General features: G+C 61.1%; 24 protein-coding genes and 1 pseudogene. 11 read left to right on the plus strand and 14 right to left on the minus strand.

Annotation, left to right across the window (positions count from 1 at the left end; genetic code table 11):
* From Q4G22_RS11060 to Q4G22_RS11080, 5 genes are read left to right on the plus strand one after another with little or no spacing between them, the layout of a single operon-like run.
* Complete coding sequence (locus tag Q4G22_RS11060; RefSeq protein WP_303385963.1) at window positions 1-984, plus strand: ABC transporter permease; 984 nt, start codon at window positions 1-3, stop codon at window positions 982-984.
* Entirely contained in the window at window positions 984-2177 is a 1194-nt protein-coding gene (locus tag Q4G22_RS11065) for an amidohydrolase family protein (protein ID WP_303385964.1), read from the plus strand. The genes Q4G22_RS11060 and Q4G22_RS11065 overlap by 1 nt, the downstream gene beginning before the upstream one ends.
* Window positions 2174-3652 (plus strand): chlorohydrolase family protein, encoded by a 1479-nt coding sequence (locus Q4G22_RS11070; protein ID WP_303385965.1) that lies wholly within the window; start codon window positions 2174-2176, stop codon window positions 3650-3652. The genes Q4G22_RS11065 and Q4G22_RS11070 overlap by 4 nt, the downstream gene beginning before the upstream one ends.
* A complete protein-coding gene (locus Q4G22_RS11075; RefSeq protein WP_303385966.1) occupies window positions 3649-4620 on the plus strand; it encodes an ABC transporter ATP-binding protein in 972 nt (323 codons plus the stop codon). The genes Q4G22_RS11070 and Q4G22_RS11075 overlap by 4 nt, the downstream gene beginning before the upstream one ends.
* The gene (locus Q4G22_RS11080; protein ID WP_303385967.1) at window positions 4613-5644 is read left to right on the plus strand and encodes an ABC transporter ATP-binding protein; all 1032 of its coding nucleotides are present in this window, start codon (window positions 4613-4615) and stop codon (window positions 5642-5644) included. The genes Q4G22_RS11075 and Q4G22_RS11080 overlap by 8 nt, the downstream gene beginning before the upstream one ends.
* Here Q4G22_RS11080 and Q4G22_RS11085 read toward each other — a convergent pair.
* The gene (locus Q4G22_RS11085; protein WP_303385968.1) at window positions 5608-6327 is read right to left on the minus strand and encodes a GntR family transcriptional regulator; all 720 of its coding nucleotides are present in this window, start codon (window positions 6325-6327) and stop codon (window positions 5608-5610) included. The two genes, Q4G22_RS11080 and Q4G22_RS11085, sit on opposite strands and share 37 nt — an antisense overlap.
* A 122-nt stretch (window positions 6328-6449) precedes the next feature.
* On the opposite strand from Q4G22_RS11085, the gene Q4G22_RS11090 reads away from it, so the two are divergent.
* Window positions 6450-7064, plus strand: coding sequence for a flavin reductase family protein (locus tag Q4G22_RS11090; protein ID WP_303385969.1), 615 nt, complete (start codon window positions 6450-6452; stop codon window positions 7062-7064).
* Window positions 7061-7783: an aspartate/glutamate racemase family protein gene (locus Q4G22_RS11095; RefSeq protein WP_303385970.1), complete on the plus strand. Its 723-nt coding sequence runs from the start codon at window positions 7061-7063 to the stop codon at window positions 7781-7783. The genes Q4G22_RS11090 and Q4G22_RS11095 overlap by 4 nt, the downstream gene beginning before the upstream one ends.
* A gap of 575 nt (window positions 7784-8358) precedes the next feature.
* On the opposite strand, the gene Q4G22_RS11100 is transcribed toward Q4G22_RS11095, so the two are convergent.
* The 5 genes from Q4G22_RS11100 to Q4G22_RS11120 all read right to left on the minus strand — a co-directional run bounded on the left by Q4G22_RS11100 (window position 8359) and on the right by Q4G22_RS11120 (window position 13390).
* Window positions 8359-9630 (minus strand): TRAP transporter large permease, encoded by a 1272-nt coding sequence (locus Q4G22_RS11100; RefSeq protein ID WP_303385971.1) that lies wholly within the window; start codon window positions 9628-9630, stop codon window positions 8359-8361.
* Window positions 9627-10193 (minus strand): TRAP transporter small permease, encoded by a 567-nt coding sequence (locus tag Q4G22_RS11105; RefSeq protein ID WP_303385972.1) that lies wholly within the window; start codon window positions 10191-10193, stop codon window positions 9627-9629. Before Q4G22_RS11105 ends, Q4G22_RS11100 begins: the two co-directional genes overlap by 4 nt.
* Window positions 10194-10202: 9 nt before the next feature.
* Window positions 10203-11204 carry a TRAP transporter substrate-binding protein DctP gene (dctP, locus tag Q4G22_RS11110; RefSeq protein ID WP_303385973.1) on the minus strand — a complete coding sequence of 334 codons (1002 nt, stop codon included), beginning with the start codon at window positions 11202-11204 and terminating at the stop codon, window positions 10203-10205.
* Window positions 11205-11285: 81 nt separating this feature from the next.
* Window positions 11286-12173 (minus strand): hydroxymethylglutaryl-CoA lyase, encoded by an 888-nt coding sequence (locus tag Q4G22_RS11115; RefSeq protein WP_303385974.1) that lies wholly within the window; start codon window positions 12171-12173, stop codon window positions 11286-11288.
* Window positions 12173-13390 carry a CaiB/BaiF CoA-transferase family protein gene (locus Q4G22_RS11120; RefSeq protein ID WP_303385975.1) on the minus strand — a complete coding sequence of 406 codons (1218 nt, stop codon included), beginning with the start codon at window positions 13388-13390 and terminating at the stop codon, window positions 12173-12175. The genes Q4G22_RS11115 and Q4G22_RS11120 overlap by 1 nt, the downstream gene beginning before the upstream one ends.
* 133 nt (window positions 13391-13523) lie before the next feature.
* Here Q4G22_RS11120 and Q4G22_RS11125 point away from each other — a divergent pair, with 133 nt between their 5' ends.
* Window positions 13524-14237, plus strand: a complete 714-nt coding sequence (locus Q4G22_RS11125) for a GntR family transcriptional regulator (RefSeq protein WP_303385976.1) — start codon at window positions 13524-13526, stop codon at window positions 14235-14237.
* A 457-nt stretch (window positions 14238-14694) separates the two neighbouring features.
* Here the strand turns inward: Q4G22_RS11125 and Q4G22_RS11130 are convergent, their stop codons facing one another.
* The 5 genes from Q4G22_RS11130 to Q4G22_RS11150 form a co-directional block, all read right to left on the minus strand.
* A complete protein-coding gene (locus tag Q4G22_RS11130) occupies window positions 14695-15777 on the minus strand; it encodes an ABC transporter ATP-binding protein (RefSeq protein ID WP_303385977.1) in 1083 nt (360 codons plus the stop codon).
* Between the two features lie 4 nt (window positions 15778-15781).
* On the minus strand, window positions 15782-16600 hold the full coding sequence (locus Q4G22_RS11135; protein WP_303385978.1) for an ABC transporter permease: 819 nt from the start codon (window positions 16598-16600) through the stop codon (window positions 15782-15784).
* Window positions 16597-17442: an ABC transporter permease gene (locus Q4G22_RS11140; protein WP_303385979.1), complete on the minus strand. Its 846-nt coding sequence runs from the start codon at window positions 17440-17442 to the stop codon at window positions 16597-16599. The genes Q4G22_RS11135 and Q4G22_RS11140 overlap by 4 nt, the downstream gene beginning before the upstream one ends.
* Before the next feature lie 61 nt (window positions 17443-17503).
* Window positions 17504-18631 (minus strand): spermidine/putrescine ABC transporter substrate-binding protein, encoded by a 1128-nt coding sequence (locus tag Q4G22_RS11145; RefSeq protein ID WP_303385980.1) that lies wholly within the window; start codon window positions 18629-18631, stop codon window positions 17504-17506.
* A gap of 116 nt (window positions 18632-18747) precedes the next feature.
* Complete coding sequence (locus Q4G22_RS11150; RefSeq protein ID WP_303385981.1) at window positions 18748-19641, minus strand: LysR substrate-binding domain-containing protein; 894 nt, start codon at window positions 19639-19641, stop codon at window positions 18748-18750.
* 99 nt (window positions 19642-19740) lie between these two features.
* On the opposite strand from Q4G22_RS11150, the gene Q4G22_RS11155 reads away from it, so the two are divergent.
* Window positions 19741-20517: a creatininase gene (locus Q4G22_RS11155; protein WP_303385982.1), complete on the plus strand. Its 777-nt coding sequence runs from the start codon at window positions 19741-19743 to the stop codon at window positions 20515-20517.
* 40 nt (window positions 20518-20557) lie between these two features.
* Here Q4G22_RS11155 and Q4G22_RS11160 read toward each other — a convergent pair whose 3' ends face one another.
* The 3 genes and pseudogenes from Q4G22_RS11160 to Q4G22_RS11170 all read right to left on the minus strand — a co-directional run bounded on the left by Q4G22_RS11160 (window position 20558) and on the right by Q4G22_RS11170 (window position 22915).
* Complete coding sequence (locus Q4G22_RS11160; RefSeq protein ID WP_303385983.1) at window positions 20558-21772, minus strand: M24 family metallopeptidase; 1215 nt, start codon at window positions 21770-21772, stop codon at window positions 20558-20560.
* Between the two features lie 115 nt (window positions 21773-21887).
* Window positions 21888-22019 (minus strand): annotated as a pseudogene (locus Q4G22_RS11165) (IS481 family transposase); the annotation flags it as partial.
* On the minus strand, window positions 21986-22915 hold the full coding sequence (locus Q4G22_RS11170) for a LysR family transcriptional regulator (protein WP_368661477.1): 930 nt from the start codon (window positions 22913-22915) through the stop codon (window positions 21986-21988). The pseudogene Q4G22_RS11165 and the gene Q4G22_RS11170, both read right to left, overlap by 34 nt.
* 97 nt (window positions 22916-23012) lie before the next feature.
* Between Q4G22_RS11170 and Q4G22_RS11175 the strand changes: the two genes are divergently transcribed.
* Window positions 23013-23447: a DUF6152 family protein gene (locus tag Q4G22_RS11175; protein ID WP_303385985.1), complete on the plus strand. Its 435-nt coding sequence runs from the start codon at window positions 23013-23015 to the stop codon at window positions 23445-23447.
* Window positions 23441-23875, plus strand: coding sequence for a hypothetical protein (locus tag Q4G22_RS11180; protein ID WP_303385986.1), 435 nt, complete (start codon window positions 23441-23443; stop codon window positions 23873-23875). Before Q4G22_RS11175 ends, Q4G22_RS11180 begins: the two co-directional genes overlap by 7 nt.
* The last annotated feature ends 8 nt before the right edge of the window (window positions 23876-23883 follow it).

Below are 23883 nucleotides of genomic sequence, written 5' to 3' on the forward strand. Positions count from 1 at the left end.
ATGTCCGATCCCAGCCAAACCCAGCCGCAGGTCGATCTGCCCGCCGACGCAATCGTTCCGTCCGACGGGCCGGATGGCCGTGTTACCCGCTGGCGGAAAAGCGACTTGTGGTATTCCTTCACGCACAAACCCTCGGCAATGATCGCCGCGCTGGTGCTGCTGGTGCTGGCAGTGGCGTCCTTCACCGCACCGCTTTATGTGCCGCAGAATCCCTATGATCCGGCCCAGCTTGACCTGCTGAACGCAGAAATTCCGCCAATCTGGATGGCCGAGGGACAATGGCCGTTCATCCTTGGCACCGACATGCAAGGGCGGGATATGCTGTCGGCGATCCTTTACGGGTCGCGCATTTCGATCATCATCGGCGTTGCCGCGGTGGCGCTGTCGCTGGCGATCGGGTTGGTCCTTGGCCTGCTGGCGGGGTATTTCGGCGGCGTCATCGACATGGTGCTGATGCGGCTGGGCGACATTCTGTTGTCCATCCCCACGATCCTGATCGCCATTCTTGTCAGCGCCGTGGCGCGTCAGGCGCTGCCGCAGAACCTGCGTGAAATCGGGGCGGCGGGCGTGCTGGTGCTGGCGATCACGCTGTCGGCCTGGGTGCAATATGCCCGCACCGTGCGCGCGCAGGCGGCCGTAGAACGGCGGCGCGAATATGTGCAGGCGGCACGACTGCTAAAGGTGCCCGCGCGGCGGATCATGTTCCGGCATATCCTGCCCAACACGTTGACGCCCATCTTTGTCGCCGCGACGCTCAATTTCGGGATGGCGATCCTGACCGAAGCCACGCTGTCCTTTCTTGGTATCGGGATGCCACCCAGCCAGCCCAGTCTGGGAACGCTGATCCGGCTGGGCAATGAATATCTGTTCTCGGGCGTGTGGTGGGTGGTGCTGTTCCCGGTGATCCAGCTGTCACTGCTGGTCGTGTCGGTCAATCTGCTGGGCGACTGGCTGCGCGACGCGCTGAACCCAAAGCTGAGGTAATGACGATGGACCTGCTGATCCGCAACATCCGACCGATGGGCGGCGCACTCGCCGACATTCTTGTGCGCGATGGCCGTATCGCCCGCATCGCGCCGGATATTGATGCCAATGTGCCGGTCGAGGATGGCGGTGGCCATCTGGCCGTTCCCGGCCTGATCGACGCGCACACCCATCTGGACAAGACCACATGGGGCATGGGCTGGCACACCAACGCCCATCAGGCGACATTGCAGGAACGCATCGACTTTGAACGCGAACACCGGCTGGACATCGGGATTGATCCACACCGCCAGTCAATGCGCCACGCCTTGGGACTGATGGCGCATGGTGCGACCCATATCCGCAGCCATGTGGATATCGACACCCGGCACGGGTTGGCGATGTTTCATGGCGTTCTGGAAACGCGGCAGGCTTTGGCCGGGATGATCGACATCGAGATCGTGGCCTTTCCGCAATCAGCGATCATGGCGCGGCCCGGCACGGTCGATCTGATGGACCAGGCGCTGGCCGAAGGTGCCGAGGTGGTCGGCGGCATTGACCCCTGCGGCATGGAACGCGATCCGAAAGGCGCGCTGGACGTCATCTTTGGGCTGGCCGAGCGGCACGGCAAGCCTGTGGACATCCACCTGCACGAGATGGGCGAACTGGGTGCCTTCAGCATGGAGATGATCTTTGACCGCATCCGCGCGCTGTCGATGCAAGGCCGGGTGGCGATCAGCCACGCGTTCTGCCTTGGCGCACCGGACTGGCAGCGGACACAGGGGCTGATCGACCAACTGGCGGAACTGGACGTGGCGATCCTGACCACCGGCGCACCATCGGTTCCCGTCCCTGCGATCCTTCGCCTGCGTGATGCGGGCGTCCGGGTGGGCGCGGGCTGCGACGGTATCCGCGACACCTGGGGACCATGGGGCAAGCCGGATATGCTGCATCGTGCCGAGATCATCGGCATGAAGAACGGCTTTCGCCGTGATATAGATCTGGAATATGCGCTGCACGTCTGTTCCGTTGGTGGGGCCGAGGTGATGGGCGTGCCGCACGGGCTTGCCGAAGGCATGCCCGCTGACCTGACGCTGTTGCAGGGGCAGACACTGGCCCATGCCGTGGCAGATACCGCCCCGCGTCCGCTGGTCGTCAAGGGTGGCCGCGTCACCGCCAGAATGGGCGATGTGCCGGGGGTTGCGGTCCCATGACGCTGGAAACCCTCACCCTTGGCGCGCGCCCGGCCGGACGAACCCTGCTGACAGCCCGCTGGGTGCTGGCCGACGGGCCGCGCCTTATTCGTGACGGCGAGGTGGTGATCGAGGGCAGCAGCGTTATCTATACCGGCCATCGCTTTACGGGCGAGGTGGCGCGGCGGATCGACTTTGGCGCGGCGCTGATCTCGCCCGGTCTGATCGACCTTGACGCGCTGTCCGATCTGGACACCACGATCCTTGCACTGGATCATCAACCCGGCTGGGCCAAGGGCCGCGTCTGGCCGCGATCTTATGTCGCGCGTGGCCCCTATGAAATGTATTCGCAGGACGAGTTGGCGTTCCAGAAACGTTTTGCCTTCGCACAGTTGCTGATGTCCGGCATCACCACCGCCGCACCCATCGCCAGCCTGTTCTATCGCGAATGGGGCGAAACCGTGGCCGAGTTCGCCGCCGCCTCGGACGCTGCGGGCGAGATGGGGTTGCGGGTCTATCTGGGACCGGCCTTCCGGTCAGGCGGCATGGTGCTGGAGGCACCGGGCGACATGCGCCCGGTTTTCGACGAGGCGCGCGGGCTGGCAGGGCTAGCGGACGCGGCAGCGTTTATCCGCGATCATGACGGACGGCATGGCGGGCTGGTGCGCGGCCTGCTGGCGCCCGATCGGGTCGAAACCTGCACCGAGGCGCTGTTGCGGGCCACTGACGCCGCCAGCCGCGATCTGGGCTGCCCGATCCGGCTGCACATGGCACAGGGCCAGATGGAGGTGGAAACCGTCCGCGCCCTGCATGGCACCACCGCGCCGGACTGGCTGGCGCGGCTGGGGTTGCTGTCCGACCGGCTGATCGCGCCGCACGCCACCAACGCCACCGACACTGACCTGCGCCACTATGCCGATCAGGGGGTCAGCGTCGTGCATTGCCCGCTGGTGTCCGGGCGGGGTGGGTCGATCCTGCGGTCGTTCGCCCGGCTACGCGACATGGGCATCACCATCGCGATGGGGACCGATACCGCGCCCGCCGACATGCTGCTGAATATGCTGACCGGGCTGATGACAGCGCGGATCTCGGACGGAGCCGAAGCCGTGAGATCGCGCGACTTCTGGGATGCCGCGACCCTGGGCGGAGCGGCGGCGCTGAAGCGCCCTGACCTTGGCCGACTGGCACCGGGCCTGCCCGCCGATATTGCGGTCTTTGCGCTGGATGATGCGGTGATGACGCCCGCCATCGACCCGATTTCAACACTGGTCGCGGGCGGTTCGGGCAAGATCTGCCGGGCCGTCTTTGTCGATGGGCGGCTGTCGATGCGGCGCGTGGGCCACACGCCCGAGGTCGCCGGAATCGACCTGCCCGCCGCGCAGACCCGCGCGCAGGCGCAGTTCGACGGGCTGGTGGCAAAATACCCCGAGCGCAGTTGGAACCACCCGCCGGTGGAACAGCTTTTCCCGCCCTCTTATCCCGTCGAGGCGCCATGACCGTTCTGTCGGTAGAAAACCTGCGGGTGCAGTTCCCCTCGCGTCACGGCACGCTGACCGCGCTGGACAATGTATCGCTGTCGATCGAGCCGGGCGAAATCCTGGGCGTCGTCGGCGAATCCGGCGCGGGCAAGTCGATGACCGGGCTGGCTGTGCAAGGGCTGCTGGAACCGCCCGGCCATATCGCAGGCGGTGCGGTCGTGCTGAACGGACGGCGCATCGACGGGCTGCCAGAAGCCGCGATGGAAAAAATCCGCGGCCGCGAGATCGGGGCGATCTTCCAGGATCCGTTGACCTCGCTCAATCCGCTGTTCACGGTCGGTGCGCAGCTTGTCGAAACGATCCGGCTGCATCTGCCGATGCCGCGCCGCGCCGCGCGGGAACGTGCGGTGGCGCTGCTGGCCGAGGTCGGCATCCCCGCGCCCGCCGAACGGATCAATCATTTCCCCCATCAGTTCAGCGGCGGGATGCGGCAGCGGGTTGTCATCGCACTGGCACTTGCCGCGCAACCCAAACTGATTATCGCGGACGAACCGACGACGGCACTTGACGTCTCGATCCAGGCGCAGATCACCGCCCTTTTGCGGCGGCTTTGCGATGAACACGGAACAGCCGTGATGCTGGTGACGCATGACATGGGAGTGATCGCGGAAACCGCCGACAGGGTGGCGGTGATGTATGCCGGGCGCATGGTCGAGATCGGGGCGGTCGATCAGGTCACGCGCACCCCTGCGCACCCCTATACACGCGGCCTGATGGGTTCGATCCCCGCGCTTGGCGCGCGCGTCGAACGGCTGGCGCAGATCGACGGGGCCATGCCGCGACTGGACGCGATCCCCACAGGCTGTGCGTTCAATCCGCGCTGTCCGCAGGCGGGCGCGCGCTGCCGGGTCGACCGCCCGGAACTGGCCCCAGCCGGGGCAAATCTTGCCGCCTGCTGGCTGCATCAGGGAGGAGTTGATGCCTGACGCCATGACCGCCACTGGCCTGACGCGCCGCTTCGACGTCTCGGCCCCGTGGCTGAATCGCGTGATCGAACGCCGACCACGCCAGTTTCTGCGCGCCGTCGATGATATAGACTTTGCCGTGCCACAGGGCGGATGCCTGTCTCTGGTCGGCGAATCCGGCTGCGGAAAATCTACCGTGGCCCGGCTGGTGACGGGGCTTTATGCCCCCAGCACGGGCGAAATCCGCTTTGCACCGGGACGCGGCGGACAGCCGCTATCGGCGCAGATGATCTTTCAGGACCCTTATGCCAGCCTCAACCCACGTTGGCGCGTTTTCGATATTATCGCAGAGCCTCTGCGCGAATTGAAACTGCGGCAAGGTGACGAAATCCGCGCACGCGTAGAAGAGCTGCTGTCCACCGTGGGCCTGTCACCGCGCGACGGGATCAAATATCCACACGAGTTTTCCGGCGGCCAGCGGCAGCGCATCTCGATCGCCCGTGCGCTGGCGTCGGAACCCGAATTTCTGGTCTGCGACGAACCAACCAGCGCGCTGGATGTATCGGTGCAGGCGCAAATTTTGAACCTGATGCGTCGGTTACAGGACCAACTTGGGCTGACCTATCTGTTCATCAGCCACGATCTGTCGGTTGTGCGCCATATGTCCGACCGCATCGCGGTGATGTATCTGGGCCGCATCGTCGAGGACGCACCAACTGAAACGCTGTTTGCAACCCCGCGCCACCCCTATACACAGCTGTTGCTGGACACGATCCCCGACGTCCGCAACCCGCAGCGCCATCGCCCGCTGCGCGATGGCGAGGTCCCCAGCCCACTTGACCCGCCGCCGGGATGCAGTTTCCATCCTCGCTGTCCACTTGCCGACGCCCGCTGCCGCAGCGAACGCCCCGAAATGCGCAGTTGGGCGGACGGATCGCGCACCGCCTGTCACCGGGTCGAGGAACAGGCTGGCGCCCCCGCAAGGGCGGAACCCAAAACCAAGGCCGGTCAGTCCGTAGCCTCGGGCAACGGGGGCGCGACGTGACTCAGCGCGCTGCGCAGGTTCGGCTCGGGGCAGCGGTCCCGGTCAAGATCCAGATCGGCTTCGATATGATCGAGATGCGCGCCCATCGCATCGCGCGCCGCCACTGCGTCCCCACGTTCAAGTGCAGCGATGATGGCCTCATGTTCGTCCGGGCCGCAATTGTCATGGGCGCTGTCGCGATAGATCGCGGTAATCAGGGAACTGCGCGAGATCAGGTCACGCAAAACGGAACAGAGAAAATCCGATCCCACAAGCTCGGCCAGCTTGAGGTGGAACCTGCCAGACAGACGGATGACATCAGTTGTGATGGCCGCACGCGCCGCGTCGCGTTCCCGCGCCACATGGTCGCGCAACGATGCAACGGCGTCGCACGCCACCTGTCCACCCCGTATCTGGCCGGCCAGACGCTCGACGACGCGCTGTTCGATGGTGCGCCGCGCAAACAGAACATCGCCCGCCTCCTCGACCGTGGGCGCAGCGACGAGTGCGCCGCGATTGGGCACGATCTTGACCAGACCTTCACGTTCAAGGCCACTCAGCGCCTGACGGATGCGGGCGCGGGTAACGCCGAAAATTTCGGCCAGTTCTTCCTCTTTCAGCCGGGTGCCGGGACGCAGGCGCCGCTCTGCGATGGCCAGCCAGATACGCTCGCCGATTTCGGCCGGAATGGCGGGTCCGCTCATCAAGAACATCCAATATAATTTGGTAACATCATTGCGAACAATAATGTTGCCAAATTTATCTGAATTCAACCACACTTGCCATCCTGATCCAGAGCCAACCCATGACCCAATTCGACTTCACGGTGCTGCCACCCGATGATCGCTACCGCCTGCTGACGAACTTCATCGGACCACGGCCCGTGGCTCTGGTTTCGACCAGCGGCCCTGCCGGACAGAACGCGGCACCGATGAGCTTTTTCAACGTATTCTCTCACGAACCGCCCATCGTGATTCTGGGCATCCAGACACGCCCCGACGGCACCATCAAGGATACCGTCGCAAATATTCGCGCAACCGGCGAATTCGTTATCAACATGGTCGATATGGCCCTTGCCCCTGCAATGCTGATTTGCGGTCTCCCGTTCGGATCCGAGGTCGATGAAATCCGGACGGCTGGCCTGACGCCGCTGCCGGGAACACGGGTTCAGGCGCCGCTTATCGCCGAAGCGCCCTGTTCGATGGAATGCCGTGTTGAGCGGCTGATTGATTATGACCGCCGGGTGATCGTTTTTGGCAAGGTCGAGTTCATGCATGTCCGGCGCGACTGCCTTGATGAAGCCGGTCGTTATGTTGATCCGGCGGCCTATCAGCCAATCGCTCGTCTTCATGCGGATGAATACATCGCTTCGGATCGTCAATTCACGCTGCCCCCCCCGCCGATTGACAGCATCGTTCCGATACAGGGGGACGCATCGTGATCCTGCATCTGGTGAACCCCAACGCCACGGCATCCATGACAGCCAAGGTGGCCGCCGCCGCCCAAGCCGTGGTCGCGCCCGGCACGCAACTGCTGACGGGCAACCCGACCGGCGTCCCTGCGAGCATCGAAGGCTATGCCGATGAGGCGATGGCCGTGCCCGCCTTGCTGCGCGCAATCCTCTTGGCCGAGGCCCAGGGCGCAGACGCCCATGTCATTGCATGCTTTGACGATCCCGGGCTTGATGCCGCGCGCGAGGTCGCCCGTGGCCCCGTCATCGGCATATGTCAGGCCGCTGTTCAGGTCGCAATGACCATTGCGGCCCGGTTTTCGGTGGTGACGACGCTTCCCCGTTCGGTCCCGATTATCGAGGATCTGCTGCAATCCTATGGTGCGACCCATCGTTGCCGCCGGGTGCGCGCCGCCGATGTGCCAGTGCTGGCGATCGAACAACCCGGCGGAGTCGCGCTGATCGAAGCCGAGATTCTGGCGGCCCGTGACGAAGACCGGGCCGAGGCCGTTATCCTCGGATGCGCCGGCATGGCAGACATCGCAGCCGAGTTGCAGGCGCGCTGCGGACTTCCGGTCATCGACGGCGTGACCGCAGCCGTCAAACTGGCTGAAGGGATGGTCGGCGGGGGGTTTGCCACATCGAAAATCGGCGCCTACGCCCTGCCGCGCGCCAAAGCTGGCAGTATTCTTGCAGGGGGTGGGCCCTAGTTGGTCACAGGACAGGCACGCCCTGAACGCTATGGATCAACAGACCCGCCCGCACACCGCCGCATTCCGGGTTACGCCTACTCCTCTGGTCACAGCGGTGCAGAGCGGGACGCTGGGTTCTCGCGCGATCAGATTGGCAGTTGCACAACGGGCCGCGAATATAGCGAATGGCCCGGCGGTGATCTGAACGCACACCCTGATGGTAGTGTTTTACATCTGGCAGGACACAAGATTGAGCGGCAGCACATCGACAAAGCACAAGGTTACAATGCTCTGGATGACAAAGCCCCGACGTTCAGGCCCTGTAGGTATATCTCGGATACGGATCGCAACACCGCAGCCGGATGTCCTCTTTGTAGCGTGTAACATTACAGCATGTGGCAGGCCCGAGGAGCCATTGCAGGACCACTAGTTCTGACTGAAAAGGTGCAGGTCCGCCTCTGTGCCGGGTTGCCTGATCCAATCATCACGGCCCGTCACAAACCGTGCCAATCGGTTCCCAAATGGACAGAGACAGAAACAAATATCGGCCGGGGCATCGTCACCCCGGCCGACCCCTGACTTGATCGGTCTCGTCAACCGAAAGATACGATCCCAAGCGCGATCTGCGGGAAAATGACAAGCAGGATTACCGTGAACAGCATGATCGCTACAAATGGCAATGATCCGCGTGCAACTACCCCCAGAGGCGCCTTGTCCAAGGACTGAATGACAAACAGGTTCAGACCGACGGGTGGAGTAATCAGCGCAACCTCGATCAGCAGCACGAAGAAAATCCCGAACCAGATCGGGTCGATGCCAAGCGCAGTCACCGTCGGCATCAGAACCGGCACCATAATCAGTAACATCGACATGCTTTCAAGGAAAAACCCGATGAAGATCAGGATCACAGCAATCAGCAACAGGGCCAGCGTCGCCGTGTTAAAATACCCTTCGAACAGCCATGCCAGCCTTGCGGGAAGCTGATACAAGGTGATCGCCTGCCCAAAGATTTTGGCCCCGATTACAATCAGAAAGATCACGGTTGTTGTTTTCACCGTGTCCGTGACCGCGCCAATCAGCACATCGCGGCTAAGACGGTTTGATCCGATCAGAATCAGGAACGCAAGAGTTGCGCCAATCCCCGAAGCCTCTGTCGGGGTGACGATACCCGCGTAGATCCCGCCAAGAATCGTGACTGACAGCAGCAATGTCGGCACAGCCTTCCACGTTGCGACACGTCGTTCGTCCCAGTTAGCGCGCGGGATGGCCTGGTGGGTGCCATGAATGGCTGACATGATAACGACATAGATCCCGAACAGGACGATCAGCAAAAGGCCGGGGCCGATACCTGCCAGAAACAGATGGCCTATGCTCTGCTCGGTAATTGCGCCATAGACGATCAACGGGACAGAGGGCGGGATGATGATGCCCAGGGTGCCCCCCGCCGCCATCAGACCAAGCGTCAGGCTGCGTGAATAGCCGCGCTTTATCATCTCGGGGATGGCGACGGTGCCCACGGTCGCGGCTGTCGTAACGGAACTGCCAGAAATCGCCGAGAACACGCCGCATGTCAGCAGCGCGGCGATGCCCAGTCCGCCCGGCCAGTGACCCACCCACGCCTGCATTGCCACGAACAGATCGCGTCCGATACCGCCACGCAACAACAGGTTCGACATCAGCAGAAAAAGTGGAATCGCCAACAGAACGAAATCGTTGATACCACCGAACAGAGTGCTGGCGACCATCGACAACGGCAGCCCCTTGATCGCCAACAGACTTGCGCCCAAAATTCCTAGTGCAAACGCCACCGGGATGCCCATCATCAGGACCACCAGCAAGGCACCGAAGATCAGAAAGGGTGTCATCGTTCCACCTCGGGATGGTCAGTAGGCAATTCCTGCTCTCCGGCACCGACAAAGACAGGCGCGGGTCTGCCTGGCAGACGCAGCAGATCGGCCAGCGCCTGAAGCGCCAGAATGATAAAGCCCAACACAATCGGCAGTTCAGCGATCCATGTCGGCATCCTTAGCATGGATGGCTGACGCCGCCCGAACGCGATCCCGTTCATCATCGCGCGCGATGCGATCCAGATCACAAAGATTGAAAACAGCAAGATCGCCACCAGACTTAACGCCTCGGCTGCCTTACGTCCGCCTGCGGGCAGTTGGCCGATGACTGCGGTGATGCGGATCATGTGACCTTCGCGCAAACAATAGCCCATGGCCAGAAAGGTCAGCCAGATCATCGTTGTGGTCGCGACATCCGATGTCCAATGCGTCGGTGCGCGCAGGAAATATCGTGCGATCACCTCATATGTCAGCAGCACCGTCATGGCGACGACACCCACTTTGGCAAGCTGCGCCGCCGTCCATGACAATCTGTCGGCCACACCGCCAAGGCGTGACTGTTTGGAAAGTTGATCGGTCATGCCTGCGCCCTATTCCAACGCAGCCAGCGCGTTCAGCAGTTTTTCGCCCAGTTCACCAGCGTCCTGTCGAAAGCGGTCAACCGCTGGTTTTGTCGCCTCTTTCCAGACGGCAATCTGGTCCGGGGTCAGTTCGGTGACGGTTGCGTGCCCCCCATCGGACAGCCACTTGGCGGCCTCGACGTTCTCGGCCTCGGTCGAGGCGCGTAGCTGCTGTTCCGCCAGAATCGAGGCCTCAGTCACCCAGGCCTGCTCTTGTTCGGACATGCTGCCCCATAGCGCCGGGTTGATCACGGCTATAAACTCGGCCAGACTGTGGTTTGTCATGGTCACGTTGTCCATCACCTCGTAGAGCGCGCGCGATTTGACGGCGGTTGTCCCGCTCATACCGATATCCACAACGCCGCGCTGATAGGCAACGAACTGTTCCGCCCCGCCGATGACGACAGCCGATCCGCCCGCCGCCTCGATCAGATCGCCGCTCGGCTTTCCCAAAGCGCGAACCATCTTGCCTTTCATGTCATCAGGCGTCGCAATCGGCCCGCCTTTTGACAGCAGTTGAACAGGGCCATAATCCTGCCACCATAAAACCCTGGAGCCTGCGCCCAGCAAAATCTCGTCGAACGTCTTGCGGAATTCCCCGTCGCGGGCCGCCGCTTTGGCCAGCGTCTGATAGTCGGGGAACAGGAACGCGACCGAGAAAATCCCCGCCGCCGGCACCGAGCCTGCGTATTCATCGGCCAGCACGATACCCAGATCAATTGCACCGCTGGAAATAGCCTGCGGAACCTCTTGCCCCTTGAAAAGCTGTGCGCTGTCATAAACTTCGACCTTCAGTTCACCACCCGAGATACGCTCCAGCTCTTGGGCGAAGAAATGCGTGTTGGCCCCGACAGGGTGGTTCGCACCCACCTGAACGGTCATACGCATGGTCCGCTCGGCATATGCCTGCGTCGCCAGCATACAGATCGCCGCACCGATCATCAGCACGCTTTTCATAGTTATCTGTGCCATGGTCTCCCTCCCTGGATTTGACACTTTCATCATTCGGACCTTGCGCATGTGCCCTCTCTCACATGGCAGAGAATCGCCGGGTCAGGCTGGAAACCAGCCTGCCCGCGACAATTGACCCGTGATCTTTTCCGGCACGCGCGTGGACAGCCATTCAATCAACCGGGTCAGCCGGTCATGATCCACGCCGGTTTCAATCCCTTCGCGTTGCAGCAGATAGTTCACATCCTCGGTCGCGATATTGCCTGTAACGGCCGGGGCAAACGGGCAGCCGCCCAGCCCCCCGATGGCGGAATCCACCACGGTCGCCCCGCATTGCAGAGCCGTAATCAAGTTTGCATAGCCAGTGTTGCGGGTATTATGCAGGTGAATCCCCCATGTGGTCGCGCCAAGCACCTGCTTGCAGGCATGATGCACCCGCAAAATATCACGCGGCGCGGCCACCCCGATCGTATCCGCAAAGACAATCTGATCCGCGCCAGCCCTCAGCGCCGCTTCGGTCATGTCGGCGACGCGGGTTCCGCTGATTTCCCCCTCGAACGGGCAGCCGTATGCGGTCGCGATCACCGCGACCACCATGCGGTTTGCCGCCCTGACCGCAGGCGTAATCGCGGCAAATTCAGTGATGCTTTCCGCGCTGGTCATATTCTGATTGCGCTGGCAAAATGTATCGGACGCAACAATAGCAAAGCGCAGCTCGTCAATCCGCGTGGCAAGCGCACGATCAGCACCCCTCCAGTTCAAAGCCAGGGCTGAAAGGATGCTGTCTGGCAGATCGGGCAGGCTTGCCAGCAGTTCCTCCGCGCCGGCCATTTGCGGAACACGGGCGGGATTGACCATGCTGACGGCTTCGAAATGGCGCAGACCCGCAGCGTGCAGTTCCATCAGCATGTGACGCTTTTCCGCAACGCTGAAATGACGGCCCAGATTTTGCAGACCATCGCGCGTGCCGACTTCGCAGATCATTGTCATTACAGAACACCCTCGGCCCGCAGGGTCTCCAGATCAGCGGCGCTCATGCCAAGGCGACCATAGATTTCCTGATTATCTGCGCCAACTTCTTGCGGCCCCAGCCATGCAATATCGCCAGGTGTTTCAGACAACACCGGAAACACGCCGGGGACTGTGATTGTGCCGAAATCCTTGTCGTGAAAATCGCGGACCATACCGCGTTCGCGGAAATGGGGGTCTTTGACAACCTCGGCGATGGAATTGATCGGGCCAAAGACGACGCCGAACTCCTCCAGTCTGATGGTCAGTTCCTCGACTGTCAGCCGCGACGACCAATCGGCAACCATCGTATCCAACAGTTCGGCGTGATCGCCACGGGCGATATGCGTCACAAAGCGCGGATCGTCCGCCAGTTCCGGTTGCCCCATCGCATGGCACAAGCGGCGGAACATCGCGTCAACATTCGCGGCAATGACGATGTGGACACCATCCTTGGTCGGGTAAATGTTCGAGGGCGCAATTTTGGCGATCCCGGTGCCGGACGGCTGGCGCACGAAACCGGTCTTGGAATATTCCGTCACCGTGCTTTCCAGCATCGCAAAGCAGCTTTCGGTAATTGCCGCATCGACGACTTGTCCGCGGCCATCGTTTCGATCACGGTGATACAGCGCCATCATCATGCCCTCGAACGCAAAGAGCGAGGTCAGTGTATCCCCCAATGAGATGCCAAAGCGTGGCTGCGGCATGTCAGGATAGCCATTGATATAGCGCAGGCCCGACATCGCCTCACCGACCGATGCAAAACCGGGGCGCGCGGCATAGGGCCCGGTCTGCCCAAACCCCGACACCCTGACGATCACCAGTCCGGGATTGAGTTCATGCAGTTCGGTCGGGCTCATACCCCATTTCTCAAGCGTGCCGGGTTTGAAATTCTCGATCAAGACATCGGCCTCGGCGATCAGGCGCCGCGCCAAATCCTGACCGCGCGGGTCGCGCAGATTGGCCGACACAGATTTTTTGTTGCGCGCCATGATCGGCCACCACAGGGTTTTCCCCTCGTGCTGCAATCGACCCCAGTTGCGGATCGGATCGCCGACTTTTGGCGCCTCGATCTTGATAACCTCTGCCCCGAAATCCGCACAGCGCGTGCCGACGAATGGCCCGGCAAGCAATTGCCCCATCTCGACAACCCGCAAGCCTGCCAACGGCCCAAACTGGCTGAAAGCTGTCTCAGTCATTCCTCACCCCCCCTACTGCCTCATACCTACACCAAAGCCTTCAATTTTGTATCCAAAAATTTAACTTTGTGCGACTTTTATTTTGTATTTGCGCTTTTTTCAAATATTTTGCATAATTTATGTGGGCTGCGGGATGTCTCAGCAGGGTGAAGAAGACCGAAAAATGCCGTTGCAGAATCAGGAAACCGCGTCGAGCCGAGCCTACCGAGAGCTAAGACTGGCGATTGTCGAAGGCAGGGTGCCGACCGAACACAAACTGACCGAGCAAGCACTGGCCGCACAATTCAACATCTCTCGCACCCCCGTCCGCGAGGCGATCAAGCGGCTGCTTCTGGAAGGTTTGCTGGAACGTCGGCCCGGTCAGGGTCTTTGGTGCGCAATGCCCAACCCGGATGATATCCGCGAAATTTTTGACCTGCGCCTGAGACTTGAATCTTACGCCGCCAAGGTGGCAGCAAGCCGCGCGACAGACACGCAGGTCCAGTTGCTGCTGGCATCCGCCGCCCGCATGCAACAACTGGTGCAGGATCATTCCGTGTCCGAAGGTTTGATAACGCAAATCGACCAGGAAAACAGCAGATTCCACGCGCTGATTATTGACGCCACGCATTCTCAGCGCCTGAACCTGCTGGTGAAATCGACGGTGGACATCTCGCTTGTCAGCCGCACATTTCGCCGTTTCACACCTGAACAGCGCCGCAGATCTGCCTACCACCACCAAGAGATTGCTGCCGCAATCGCTGCACGCGCGCCAATCTGGGCCGAACAGATGATGCACATCCATATCCTGTGCGCGTCGGAAATATTTACCGCCGCTGACAGAGCAGAGGCAGTCAGCTTTCAATGATAGGAGCGGCGGGGCTGTGCAAGAAAATGCAACCTGGCCAAATAACAGCAAACAACATAACGACCAATGTCAGCGAAACAAAAAGCGCACAAGATTATAGGCATACGTTATGTTGATGCCGAATTTCCGGGCCGGACTTGGTTTCCGCTCTCAAGGCTATGATCTTCACTTAGGTCTGAGCAAGTAAAGATGGTTGTTGCTGTGCACAGCAGTCAGCATCTGAACATACGCTTCAACCAGACCCCACCAATTCTACACCTGCTCCGAAGGACAGTTGCGGTCTGTTTCATCCGACACCTCTTCTTTGATCATGGAACGGACGCAGACAGATTTCACGGGAGAACCATCGGCAAATACGTGACGGCAAAGCCGCCCAGTATAAAATAGCCTGTATCCCACAGCATGGGGGAAAGGTAGCAACTTCTCGGGTGAGGGGCCGCAGAGCCCCGACCGGGGTCTATTCCGGGATAAGATGTCCGTCGCCGGGTGACCAGGACAGGTAGAACGACCGGCCCACGGCCAGCGGAAGTTTCGCCAGTTCTTCATGTGATTTCTGCACCCGGATTTCTTGGCCTTCATTGGTCTCGAAATAGATGGTCGCGGTGGCGCCAACGAATTCTTCGCCTATCATGCGTCCCTTGATTGTGTTCACGGCCTCCGGCAACGGCTGAAGGTGGATTTGCATCCTGGTATCCAGAATGGTCAAGCTTGCGGATGTTCCCAGCACGACGGCCTCATCCTCAGACAGTACGAAATTGCCGCTGGTGGTGGTTATTGCAGGCTGGCCACCAGGGCCTTGCGTAACCTGACCGGGGAAGATGTTGGACGAACCCAAAAAATCCGCGACGAAGCGGGTGCGCGGCGTGCGGTAGATTTCCTGCGGCGTGCCGATCTGCTCAATCTTGCCACGACTCATGATGACGACGCGATCGGCCATAGAGAACGCCTCGGACTGGCTGTGCGTGACATAGACGAAGGTGATGCCGGTCTCGCGCTGCAGGTTCTTCAACACCGATTGCATTCGCACCTTCAGCGCCGCGTCCAGTGCCGAAAGCGGCTCGTCCAAAAGCAGGATCTCGGGTTCGACCACCAGCGAGCGGGCAAGGGCGACGCGCTGACGCTGGCCGCCGGAAAGCTGGTCGATATTGCGGTTAGCGAATTCAGAGATCTGCATCCGCTCCAGCCATTGTCCGGCCCGACGGCGGCGCTCGGCCCGCGCAACGCCGCGCATCTTCAGCGCAAATTCGACATTCTCGATCACATTCAGGAACGGAAACAGCGCCAGGCTCTGCCAGACCATGGGCGTGTCGCGGCTCCAGGTCGGCAGGTCATTGATGATCTGGCCCGCCATGTGGATTACGCCTTCACTGGGGGCCTCAAGCCCGGCCAGCATCCGCAAAGTCGTGGTCTTGCCGCAGCCGGACGAGCCCATGATGGCGAGAAATTCACCTTTGTAGATCTGGAGATCCATCTTTTGCACAGCGGTATAGGTGCCGAAACGCTTGGCGACGCGCTCGAAGGAAACCAAGGGTTCTTGCATCAGTTCATTCCTTGTCGGTTGCAGGGCCGCGACCCGACAGCAATAGCTGCGCCAAGATCACGAGGGTCATCGAGATGACAAAGACAAAGGTGCCGATGGCGTTGATGCGCGGGCTGACCTGGCCTTGCAGAAAGCCCAGCACCTTGACCGGCAGCGTCTCATTCAGACCGCTGACGAACCAGGCGATGGCGAATTCGTCGAAGGACACCGCCATGGTAATGAACAGTGCACCGAGGATCGCTGGCCGAGTGAAGGGGATAATGACATGGCGCATCGTCGCCCATTCCGAAGCCCCGAGATTCCAGGCTGCCGGTTCCAGCGCAGGGTCCATCTGCGAGAGTCGCAGTCGGATCACCGCCATTGCGAAGGGCGAACAGATCACCACATGGGCGATTATCACAGAGCTTGCATTGCCCGACAGGCCGACCCGCGACAGGAAGGCCAGCATCGCCAATCCCATGATAACGACCGGGATTGTCGGCGGCAGCAGCGCCAGCGCCAGATAGACCTGCTTGCCGAAGAAATTATATCGATAATCCGTATAGGCCGCACCGAACCCAAGCACGGTCGAGGTCACACCCACCGCCGCGCCAACCATCAGCGTATTGCGTAACCCCTCCCAGACCAGCGGGTCCGAGGCAACCGCGCGATACCACTCGGTCGAGAATTGCCCCAGCGGGATCGACGGAAAACGGTCCGAGTTGAAGGAGAAGACGAAACTGGCCAGGACTGGCGCGAAAACGAACAGATAGGCCATGAAGATGTAGAACTTCAGCCCGGCATCAATCAGCAGATTGCGGTTCAGATCGTTTTGTTCGTTCATGTCCTGCGCCCCTTGTAGGCAAAGCGAACGGCCAAGAAAGCCACGACCAGCAGCGTCGTAATCATGGTCAGGGCGATCACCGCCGCACGGGGCCATTGCTGTCCAGATTTCGTGGTGTCGGTAATCAGGATCGACAATGTGATCGGGTTGCCTCCACCCAGATAAATCGGGCTGACGAAATCGCCGAAACACAGGATGAAGCTGAACAACGCCGCAATCACCAGCCCAACGCGAGCCGAGGGGATTACCACCGTAAAGACCGTCCGCAGCCTACCGCAGCGCATGTTATGCGCGGCCTCGATCAAGGTGCGATCCACGAAGGCCAGGCTGAACAGCTGAAGCAGCACGACCAGCGGAAAACTTAACGTCATGTAGCCCAGCATAGTCGCGCCGACGGTGTTCAACAGCCGGAAGGGCCCCAGCCCAATCCAGTCCAGTAGGACGTTGATGATACCGACATCCGACAGGAAAACCTGCCAAGAATAGGCCCGTACCAGGTAGCTGGTGAAAAAGGGGATCACCATCAGGAAGACCGCCCATCGTCGCGCTGCGGGCGACAACTTGAAGGCGATCGCATAAGCGCAGGGAAATGCCAGTGCGCTGGTCAGCGCGGTGGCGGTCCCGGCCATCAGCAGTGTGGTGCCATAGGCCTGCCAAAAGACCGGGCGACCGAACATCGTCACCCAGTTGACCGTGTCGAACCCGGCCTCTAGCCGGAAGTTACGCACGGTCCAGAAGCTAAGCGCAATCAGGAACGCCAGCGGGAAGACGAAGAACAGAAGCTGCCAGATCAGCAGCGGCAGGGAAAAGGTCAGTCCGTAAAGAGAGACGGGACGGCGCATCCAGAAAACTCCGGCAAGGGGCAGTCAGCGCGGCTAGCGACCCGCACCGGCCGCATCAGGCTCAGGCGCTCTTGTAATCCGACCAAAAGTCGTTCCACGCTTCCAGCGATTGTTGCACCGGAAGCTGACGATAGTGGATCCGCCCCGAGCGGATCAGATCCATCACGTTGCTTTCACCGGGCACCATGCCCTGACGCCGCGCCTCGTCGGGGTTGTCCTGATTCAACACCTCCCATCCCTTCTGGTTCGGGATCAGGCAGGGATAGGCAGCCATCTGTGCAGATTTCGACTGCCCCCTGGCCGAAGTGATATATTGTATCCATTTCTTCGCCAGATCAGCCTTGGCTGAGCCTTTACCGATCGAGAAGCTCTCGGTGAATTGCAGCCCACCCTGTTCGGGGATGACACTGCGCACTTTAGCGCCGTTTCGTTCCAGCGTGCCGGTGATCCAGTCGCCGATCCCGGCGAAAGTCAGCATCTGCCCGTTGTTCAAGGACGAAAAGGTGCCACCATAGTCGAAGAAACCGCCGATCTGCCGGCGCAGGGTCATGGTTCTGTCCTGAACCGCAGCCCAGGCCGCCACATCAATATCATAGGGGCTGGCATTGCCATTGAGCAGACTCATCTGGCCCAGGTTCGGCAAATGCCAGTCGAAATGCCCGACCTTGCCCGCCAGCGCGGGATCCCAGAACACATCATAGGTCGATGCCTGCGCCTCGGTCAGCGCGTCGGTATTGTAGGCCACGCCCAGAAAGCCGAAGCGGGTAATGACGGAATAGAGGGTATCACCATCCCAATGGCCGGGAAACTTCTGGAACTCGGGGAAGAACTCGTCAAAGGGATAGTCTGCCGGGTCCAATGCCTCAATATAACCTGCCGCGTTCAGTTGCTGAACATATTCGGCATCCGACAGGATCACGTCGAAGGTGCCCGGCGGGCTTTGCGAGATCAGGCCCAGCATGTTGTCGCCGCCGGTATAGTATTTCGGCACGAACTTGACGTTATGCTCGGCCTCGAACTCAGCCACGATGTCTGGCTCGGCATGGCCATACCAGGCCAGCATGGTGAGCTGCGTTGGCGCGGCAAAGGCACGACGCGACAGCATCGGTGTGGCCAGCGCTGCTGCACCCAGCGTCAGCATTCCACGGCGTGACAACCCGAGACGGACGCCCCGATCATCCTGTATCATCTCATCACCCTGTCTGATTATTCTGATTATGTGTCAGGTTCAGGCTAGGAGAAGGCGCTGCCCATACAAAATCGGTTCTACCAATCCTGGCATTTACATGTGTTATGGTCCAGGATTCACGCGGAAACCGCATGGATCCCTGAGCCCACACGATCCAGGTCGGCCACCAGATCGCTGACCAGTTGCAGCCCTGCCGCCGACAGGCGCGGATGTTTGTAGAACAGCCCGACCCGCAGCGGCTCCAGCGCCGGGAAACCATCGGTTTCTGCCAGCATCCGCATCCCTGGCAGCAAGGTGGCGCGGGTCAGCGCAGTCACACAAAGCCCGTTCTGAACCGCGTTTTGCAGCCCCGAGATACCCGGCCCTGTATAGACGATACGCCAGCGCCGCTCGATGGCGTCCAGCGCCTGGATCATGCGCGCGCGATAGTCGCAGCCCTCGGGATGGACCCCCAGCGGCACAGGTTTGTGTGTGACCGATCGGAAATCCTCTGCGGCGGCCCAGATCGGCTGCTCGCTCCACATCCGCGACAGATAGGGCATCCGCACCGTCGGCATCACCGCGACGATGATGTCCAGGTCGTCCGAGCGCAGATGCTGGTGCAATTCGCGCGACAGGTCGCAATGCACCTCCAGCTCGACCTCGGCATGATCGCGGATATACCGGGTCAACGTGCCCTGCAGGAAGGCTACCGCGTAATCCGTGGGCAGGCCAATACGCAACACGCCGGTCTTGTGCGAGCGGTGGAAATAACGCACCGCCTCGTCATTAATGCGGACCATCTCGCGCGCATAGCTCAGCAGTGCCTCGCCGGCCGGGGTGGGCAGGATCGCGCGACCCTCCTGCGTCAGAAGGGACGCGCGTACCAACTCCTCCAGCCGACGGATCTGGAGCGAGATCGCAGGCTGGCTGCGCCCCAGCGCTGCCCCGGCCCGCGAGTGGCCACCAAGCTCGACCACCGCGATGAAGGTGCGCAGCAGATCAGTCGGAAGATTGGTGATGCGGGCCATCAATTTACCCCTGCAATCCCAAGATTACGACTATATATTTCCTTTATGGTCAACGCAAAACTCTAATCCGGGCATCTCCCTTTTCCACACAGGTGCCCCATGCCCAATAAAACCGCATTCGCCTCTGAACTCGCCTGGCCCGACTATCATGCCGCAGTCAGGGACGGTACCACGCCGATCCTGATCCCCATCGGCTCGATGGAGCAGCACGGCCATCACATGCCGCTGCATGTCGATGTGTTACTGCCGACCGAATTCGCCCGCCGTAGCGCCGCGCAGATCGGCGGGCTGGTCGCGCCAGCCTTCACCTATGGTTACAAATCCCACCAGAAATCGGGCGGTGGCAACCACATGCCGGGCACCGCCAGCTTGGACGGCACCACACTGGTCGCGGCGCTGCGCGACATTATCAAAGAGTTCGCCCGCCACGGGGTGCGCCGGATCTGCCTGGTGAACGGACATTATGAAAATTCCTGGTTCATCATCGAGGCGATTGATCTGGCGCTGCGCGAATTGCGTTGGGACGGAATTACCGAGATGAAAATAGTGGTGCTATCCTATTGGGATTTTGTCGGCGAAACGGACATCGCCCGGCTCTATCACGACGATTTTCCGGGCTGGGATCTGGAACATGGCGGCGTCTTGGAAACCTCGCTTATGCTGGCGCTGTATCCACAATTCGTAGACCTGTCCCGCGCGATAGATGTCCCGTCGGCCAGCTTCCCGCCCTATGATGTCTATCCGGTCAAACCGGAATGGACACCCTCGTCGGGCACGTTGTCCTCGCCCCGGAACGCCTCGGCCGAAAAGGGCGAGATCCTGCTGGAGGTCTGTACCAAAGGGATTGTGCAAGCGCTGCGCACCGAGTTCAGTTGAACGAAACGGACCCGCTAGCAGCGGGCCCGTGCCATCCGCATCAGTTGCGGATAATGTTGCGTTCGGGGCCGAAGGGAAAGCCGGTAATGTTCTCGGCCCCGTCCTCGGTCACAATCAGGATGTCATGCTCGCGATAACCGCCAGCGCCCGGCACACCCTCGGGCAGCATCACCATCGGCTCTATGCTGACCACCATACCCGGCTTCAGCTCGGTTTCGATATCCTCGCGCAATTCTACCCCGGCCTCGCGACCGTAGTAATGCGATAACACGCCGAAGGAATGGCCATAGCCAAAGCTACGATATTTCAGCAGGTCCCAGCCGCGATACATCTCGTTCAACTCCAGCGCGATCTCGTTGCACTTCGCGCCGGGCTTGATGAGTTCCAGCCCGCGGCGGTGGACAGCCACGTTCTTTTCCCAGATGTCCAGGCTGGTGTCGTCCACATGATCGCAGAACAACGTGCGCTCCAGCGCAGTATAATAGCCGAAGATCATCGGGAAGCAGTTCAGCGACAAGATCTCGCCCGACCGGACTTTCTTGTTGGTCACCGGATTATGCGCGCCATCGGTGTTGATGCCCGACTGGAACCAGGTCCAGGTATCCATCAACTCGACGAAGGGAAAGGTCCCGGCGATCTCGCGGATCATCGCATTGGTCGCAGCGATGGCGACCTCGTGTTCAGGCACGTCGACCCGGACCGCCGCCACACAGGCCGCGCCGCCGACGTCGCAGATACGCGCACCCTCGCGGATCAGCTTGTGCTCCTCGGCGGATTTAACCGCGCGCATCCACATCGAGGGCTGACCGATATCTACGAACTCGACCCCCGGCAGCGCCGCCTCAAGCTGACGGCGAAAGTCCAGGTTAACATGATCGAATTCGATTCCCAACCGCTTGACGCCCGGCGTCAGCTGCCGCACCGCGCGATAGAAATTGTCGCGCCGCCAGTCGGTATAAGTGATGTTGCTCCCAAAGCTGCGCCGCCAAGGCTGGCCGCCGTCAATACCTGCACTGATCGTAGTCGCCGCGTCCTGGGTGACGACCATGCCATATTTGCGCCCGAAATAACAGTAGAGCCAGCCCGAGTAATAGTTGATGCAATGATACGATGTGAATAGCGCCGCATCCACGTCGTTCTCGGCCATCCAGCGGCGCATATCGTCCTGGCGCCGCTTCATCTCGACATCCGAGAAGGGGGAATAGTCCTTCTCGCCATTATGCCATTCCATGACATGAAGCATGTCGTCAGTCATAAGATCTGTCCTCCATCGACTTTCCGGTAACGACATTATCCGGCACAGCGATCAGGCTTAAATTTGTTATGGTAATCCCCGCATTTAATAGGCTGCTGAAGAGGTCAGCCACCCAGCTGTTCAGTCCCGTCATTTGGTGGATCGTGTTTACGATGAATCGCTCTGGTTTTGAGGTCCAGATTTTGCAGATGTATTCGTGGGGCGTGAGGCGGCTTAGCGTCTTGAGGCGGCGAGCGAAATTGCAGGCCCCCCACCTTTCAACGCATCAATCACCACGCGCAGCCCGGCCGGGACATGGCGGCGGCTTGGGTAATAGATGAACAGATCGTCGCGGGGCGGCGTCCATGCGTCGAGGCATCGCATCAGGCGGCCTTGGGCCAGCAGGTCGGTCACGCGCGTTTCCCAGACATAGGCGAGGCCCACGCCGTCCAGTGCCGCGTCGATCATCAGGCCCTGATAGTCAAAGGTCGCCGGGCCATTGACCGCGATGCTCAGCGATTTCGTGCCTTGGTAAAAACGCCAGTGAAACAGCCGACCGTCGGGGTAGGCATAGCGGATGCAGGCGTGGTGAACCAGCTCTTGCGGGTGCTGCGGGGTGCCGCGCCGGGCAAAATAATCGGGCGCGCCGACCACGGCGATGCGCGGGGCCGGGCCGATCTTTGTGGCGATCATATCCTGCGACAGATGCTGGCCGAAACGGATACCGGCGTCGAACCCCTCGGCCACGATGTCCACCAGCCGGTCGGCGGCGATCACCTCCAGGTGCAGGCTGGGGTTGGCGCGCAGCACCGGCGCGATGATGGGCGAGATGAGATGCGGCGCGATGGAATTGGCGACGCTAAGGCGCACCGTGCCAAAGGGGGTGTCGCGAAAGGCGTTCAGATCCTCGAACGCGCGCGACATGTTTTCAAACAGCGGCGCCATCTGGTCGAACAGGCGCTGGCCCGGCTCGGTCAGGGACACGCTGCGGGTGCTGCGGTTCAGAAGCCGCAGGTCCAGCCGGGTTTCCAGCCGCCGGATCGCATGGCTGATGGCCGAGGGCGTGGCGCGCCGCTCTGCCGCCGCCCCGCGAAAGCTGCGCAGCCGGGCGACCGCCAGAAAGGCCAACAGCTCGTTCAGGTCGGTGCTGGTCATTGATGACATGTATTCACCACTGAAATGAAGAACAGATGAATTATCACAGGCTATCCGCTGCCTTATGTTTCTGTCCAGACAAGACACAAGGCCAAGGATCACGACGATGAAACCCCTTCTTTCCCTGACGCTTGCCGCCGCCCTGATCGCGGGCGCGGCGCAGGCGCATCACGGCTTTACCGGGCGCTATGACCGCTCGACCCCGATTTTTCTGAACGGCGCGGTCACGCAGGCCGATTTCGGCTATCCCCATGCGGTGATCGGGCTGAACCTGTCGGCTGGCAGCGCGCCGCAGGCGCTGGTGGATGAATTCGGGCCGGGGCTGGTCAGCATGGACAGCGGCATGGTCACGGTAGAACTGCCCCCCGTGCGGCAGTTCAACGCGCTGGAGGCCCGCGTGGCCGTGGGCGACACGATCCAGATGGTCGTCTTGCGCAATTGCGAGGCCCCGCATCAGTTGCGCGCGCAATGGATCAACCCCGCCGATGATCAGCCGGTCCTGCGCAGCAGCCGCTGGCAAGAGGAGGTCGCGGCGTGCTGATGGACGCGCTGGCGCAGATCGAGGCGTCGGGGCTGATGCGCGGCCTGCGCACGTCCTTCGCGGTCTATCCGCTGGTGTCAGCGGCGCATATCGCGGGGTTTGCGACCATGTTCGGCGCGATCATCACCTATGACCTGTCGGTCCTGCGCGGGTCTTGGCGCGGCCTGTCGGACCCGGCGCGGCGGATTGCGGCGGTGGGGGCGGTGGTCGCCATCACCACCGGGCTGATCCTGTTTCTGGCGCGTGGCACCAGCTATGCCGCCAATCCGGCCTTTCAGATCAAGGCTCTGCTGCTGACCCTCGCGCTGGCCAATGTGGCCCGCGCCCATCTGGATCAGCGGCCTGACACAGCGCGGGCAACCGCGCTTGCATCAATCATCCTCTGGACCGGCGTGCTGATCGCTGGCCGCTATATCGCCTTTCTGTAGGAGCAAAA

The organism is Paracoccus sp. (in: a-proteobacteria), from assembly GCF_030538655.1.
GTDB lineage: Bacteria > Pseudomonadota > Alphaproteobacteria > Rhodobacterales > Rhodobacteraceae > Paracoccus.

Coding starts and splice junctions, on each gene's coding strand:
- Q4G22_RS11080 (WP_303385967.1), top strand. CDS start 4,613: ATGCCTGACGCCATGACCGCCACTGGCCTGACGCGCCGCTTCGACGTC.
- Q4G22_RS11060 (WP_303385963.1), top strand. CDS start 1: ATGTCCGATCCCAGCCAAACCCAGCCGCAGGTCGATCTGCCCGCCGAC.
- Q4G22_RS11120 (WP_303385975.1), bottom strand. CDS start 13,390: ATGACTGAGACAGCTTTCAGCCAGTTTGGGCCGTTGGCAGGCTTGCGG.
- Q4G22_RS11100 (WP_303385971.1), bottom strand. CDS start 9,630: ATGACACCCTTTCTGATCTTCGGTGCCTTGCTGGTGGTCCTGATGATG.
- Q4G22_RS11145 (WP_303385980.1), bottom strand. CDS start 18,631: ATGATACAGGATGATCGGGGCGTCCGTCTCGGGTTGTCACGCCGTGGA.
- Q4G22_RS11085 (WP_303385968.1), bottom strand. CDS start 6,327: ATGAGCGGACCCGCCATTCCGGCCGAAATCGGCGAGCGTATCTGGCTG.
- Q4G22_RS11155 (WP_303385982.1), top strand. CDS start 19,741: ATGCCCAATAAAACCGCATTCGCCTCTGAACTCGCCTGGCCCGACTAT.
- Q4G22_RS11115 (WP_303385974.1), bottom strand. CDS start 12,173: ATGACAATGATCTGCGAAGTCGGCACGCGCGATGGTCTGCAAAATCTG.
- Q4G22_RS11160 (WP_303385983.1), bottom strand. CDS start 21,772: ATGACTGACGACATGCTTCATGTCATGGAATGGCATAATGGCGAGAAG.
- Q4G22_RS11125 (WP_303385976.1), top strand. CDS start 13,524: ATGTCTCAGCAGGGTGAAGAAGACCGAAAAATGCCGTTGCAGAATCAG.
- dctP (WP_303385973.1), bottom strand. CDS start 11,204: ATGGCACAGATAACTATGAAAAGCGTGCTGATGATCGGTGCGGCGATC.
- Q4G22_RS11065 (WP_303385964.1), top strand. CDS start 984: ATGACGATGGACCTGCTGATCCGCAACATCCGACCGATGGGCGGCGCA.
- Q4G22_RS11140 (WP_303385979.1), bottom strand. CDS start 17,442: ATGCGCCGTCCCGTCTCTCTTTACGGACTGACCTTTTCCCTGCCGCTG.
- Q4G22_RS11075 (WP_303385966.1), top strand. CDS start 3,649: ATGACCGTTCTGTCGGTAGAAAACCTGCGGGTGCAGTTCCCCTCGCGT.
- Q4G22_RS11070 (WP_303385965.1), top strand. CDS start 2,174: ATGACGCTGGAAACCCTCACCCTTGGCGCGCGCCCGGCCGGACGAACC.
- Q4G22_RS11170 (WP_368661477.1), bottom strand. CDS start 22,915: ATGTCATCAATGACCAGCACCGACCTGAACGAGCTGTTGGCCTTTCTG.
- Q4G22_RS11135 (WP_303385978.1), bottom strand. CDS start 16,600: ATGAACGAACAAAACGATCTGAACCGCAATCTGCTGATTGATGCCGGG.
- Q4G22_RS11130 (WP_303385977.1), bottom strand. CDS start 15,777: ATGCAAGAACCCTTGGTTTCCTTCGAGCGCGTCGCCAAGCGTTTCGGC.
- Q4G22_RS11175 (WP_303385985.1), top strand. CDS start 23,013: ATGAAACCCCTTCTTTCCCTGACGCTTGCCGCCGCCCTGATCGCGGGC.
- Q4G22_RS11105 (WP_303385972.1), bottom strand. CDS start 10,193: ATGACCGATCAACTTTCCAAACAGTCACGCCTTGGCGGTGTGGCCGAC.
- Q4G22_RS11150 (WP_303385981.1), bottom strand. CDS start 19,641: ATGGCCCGCATCACCAATCTTCCGACTGATCTGCTGCGCACCTTCATC.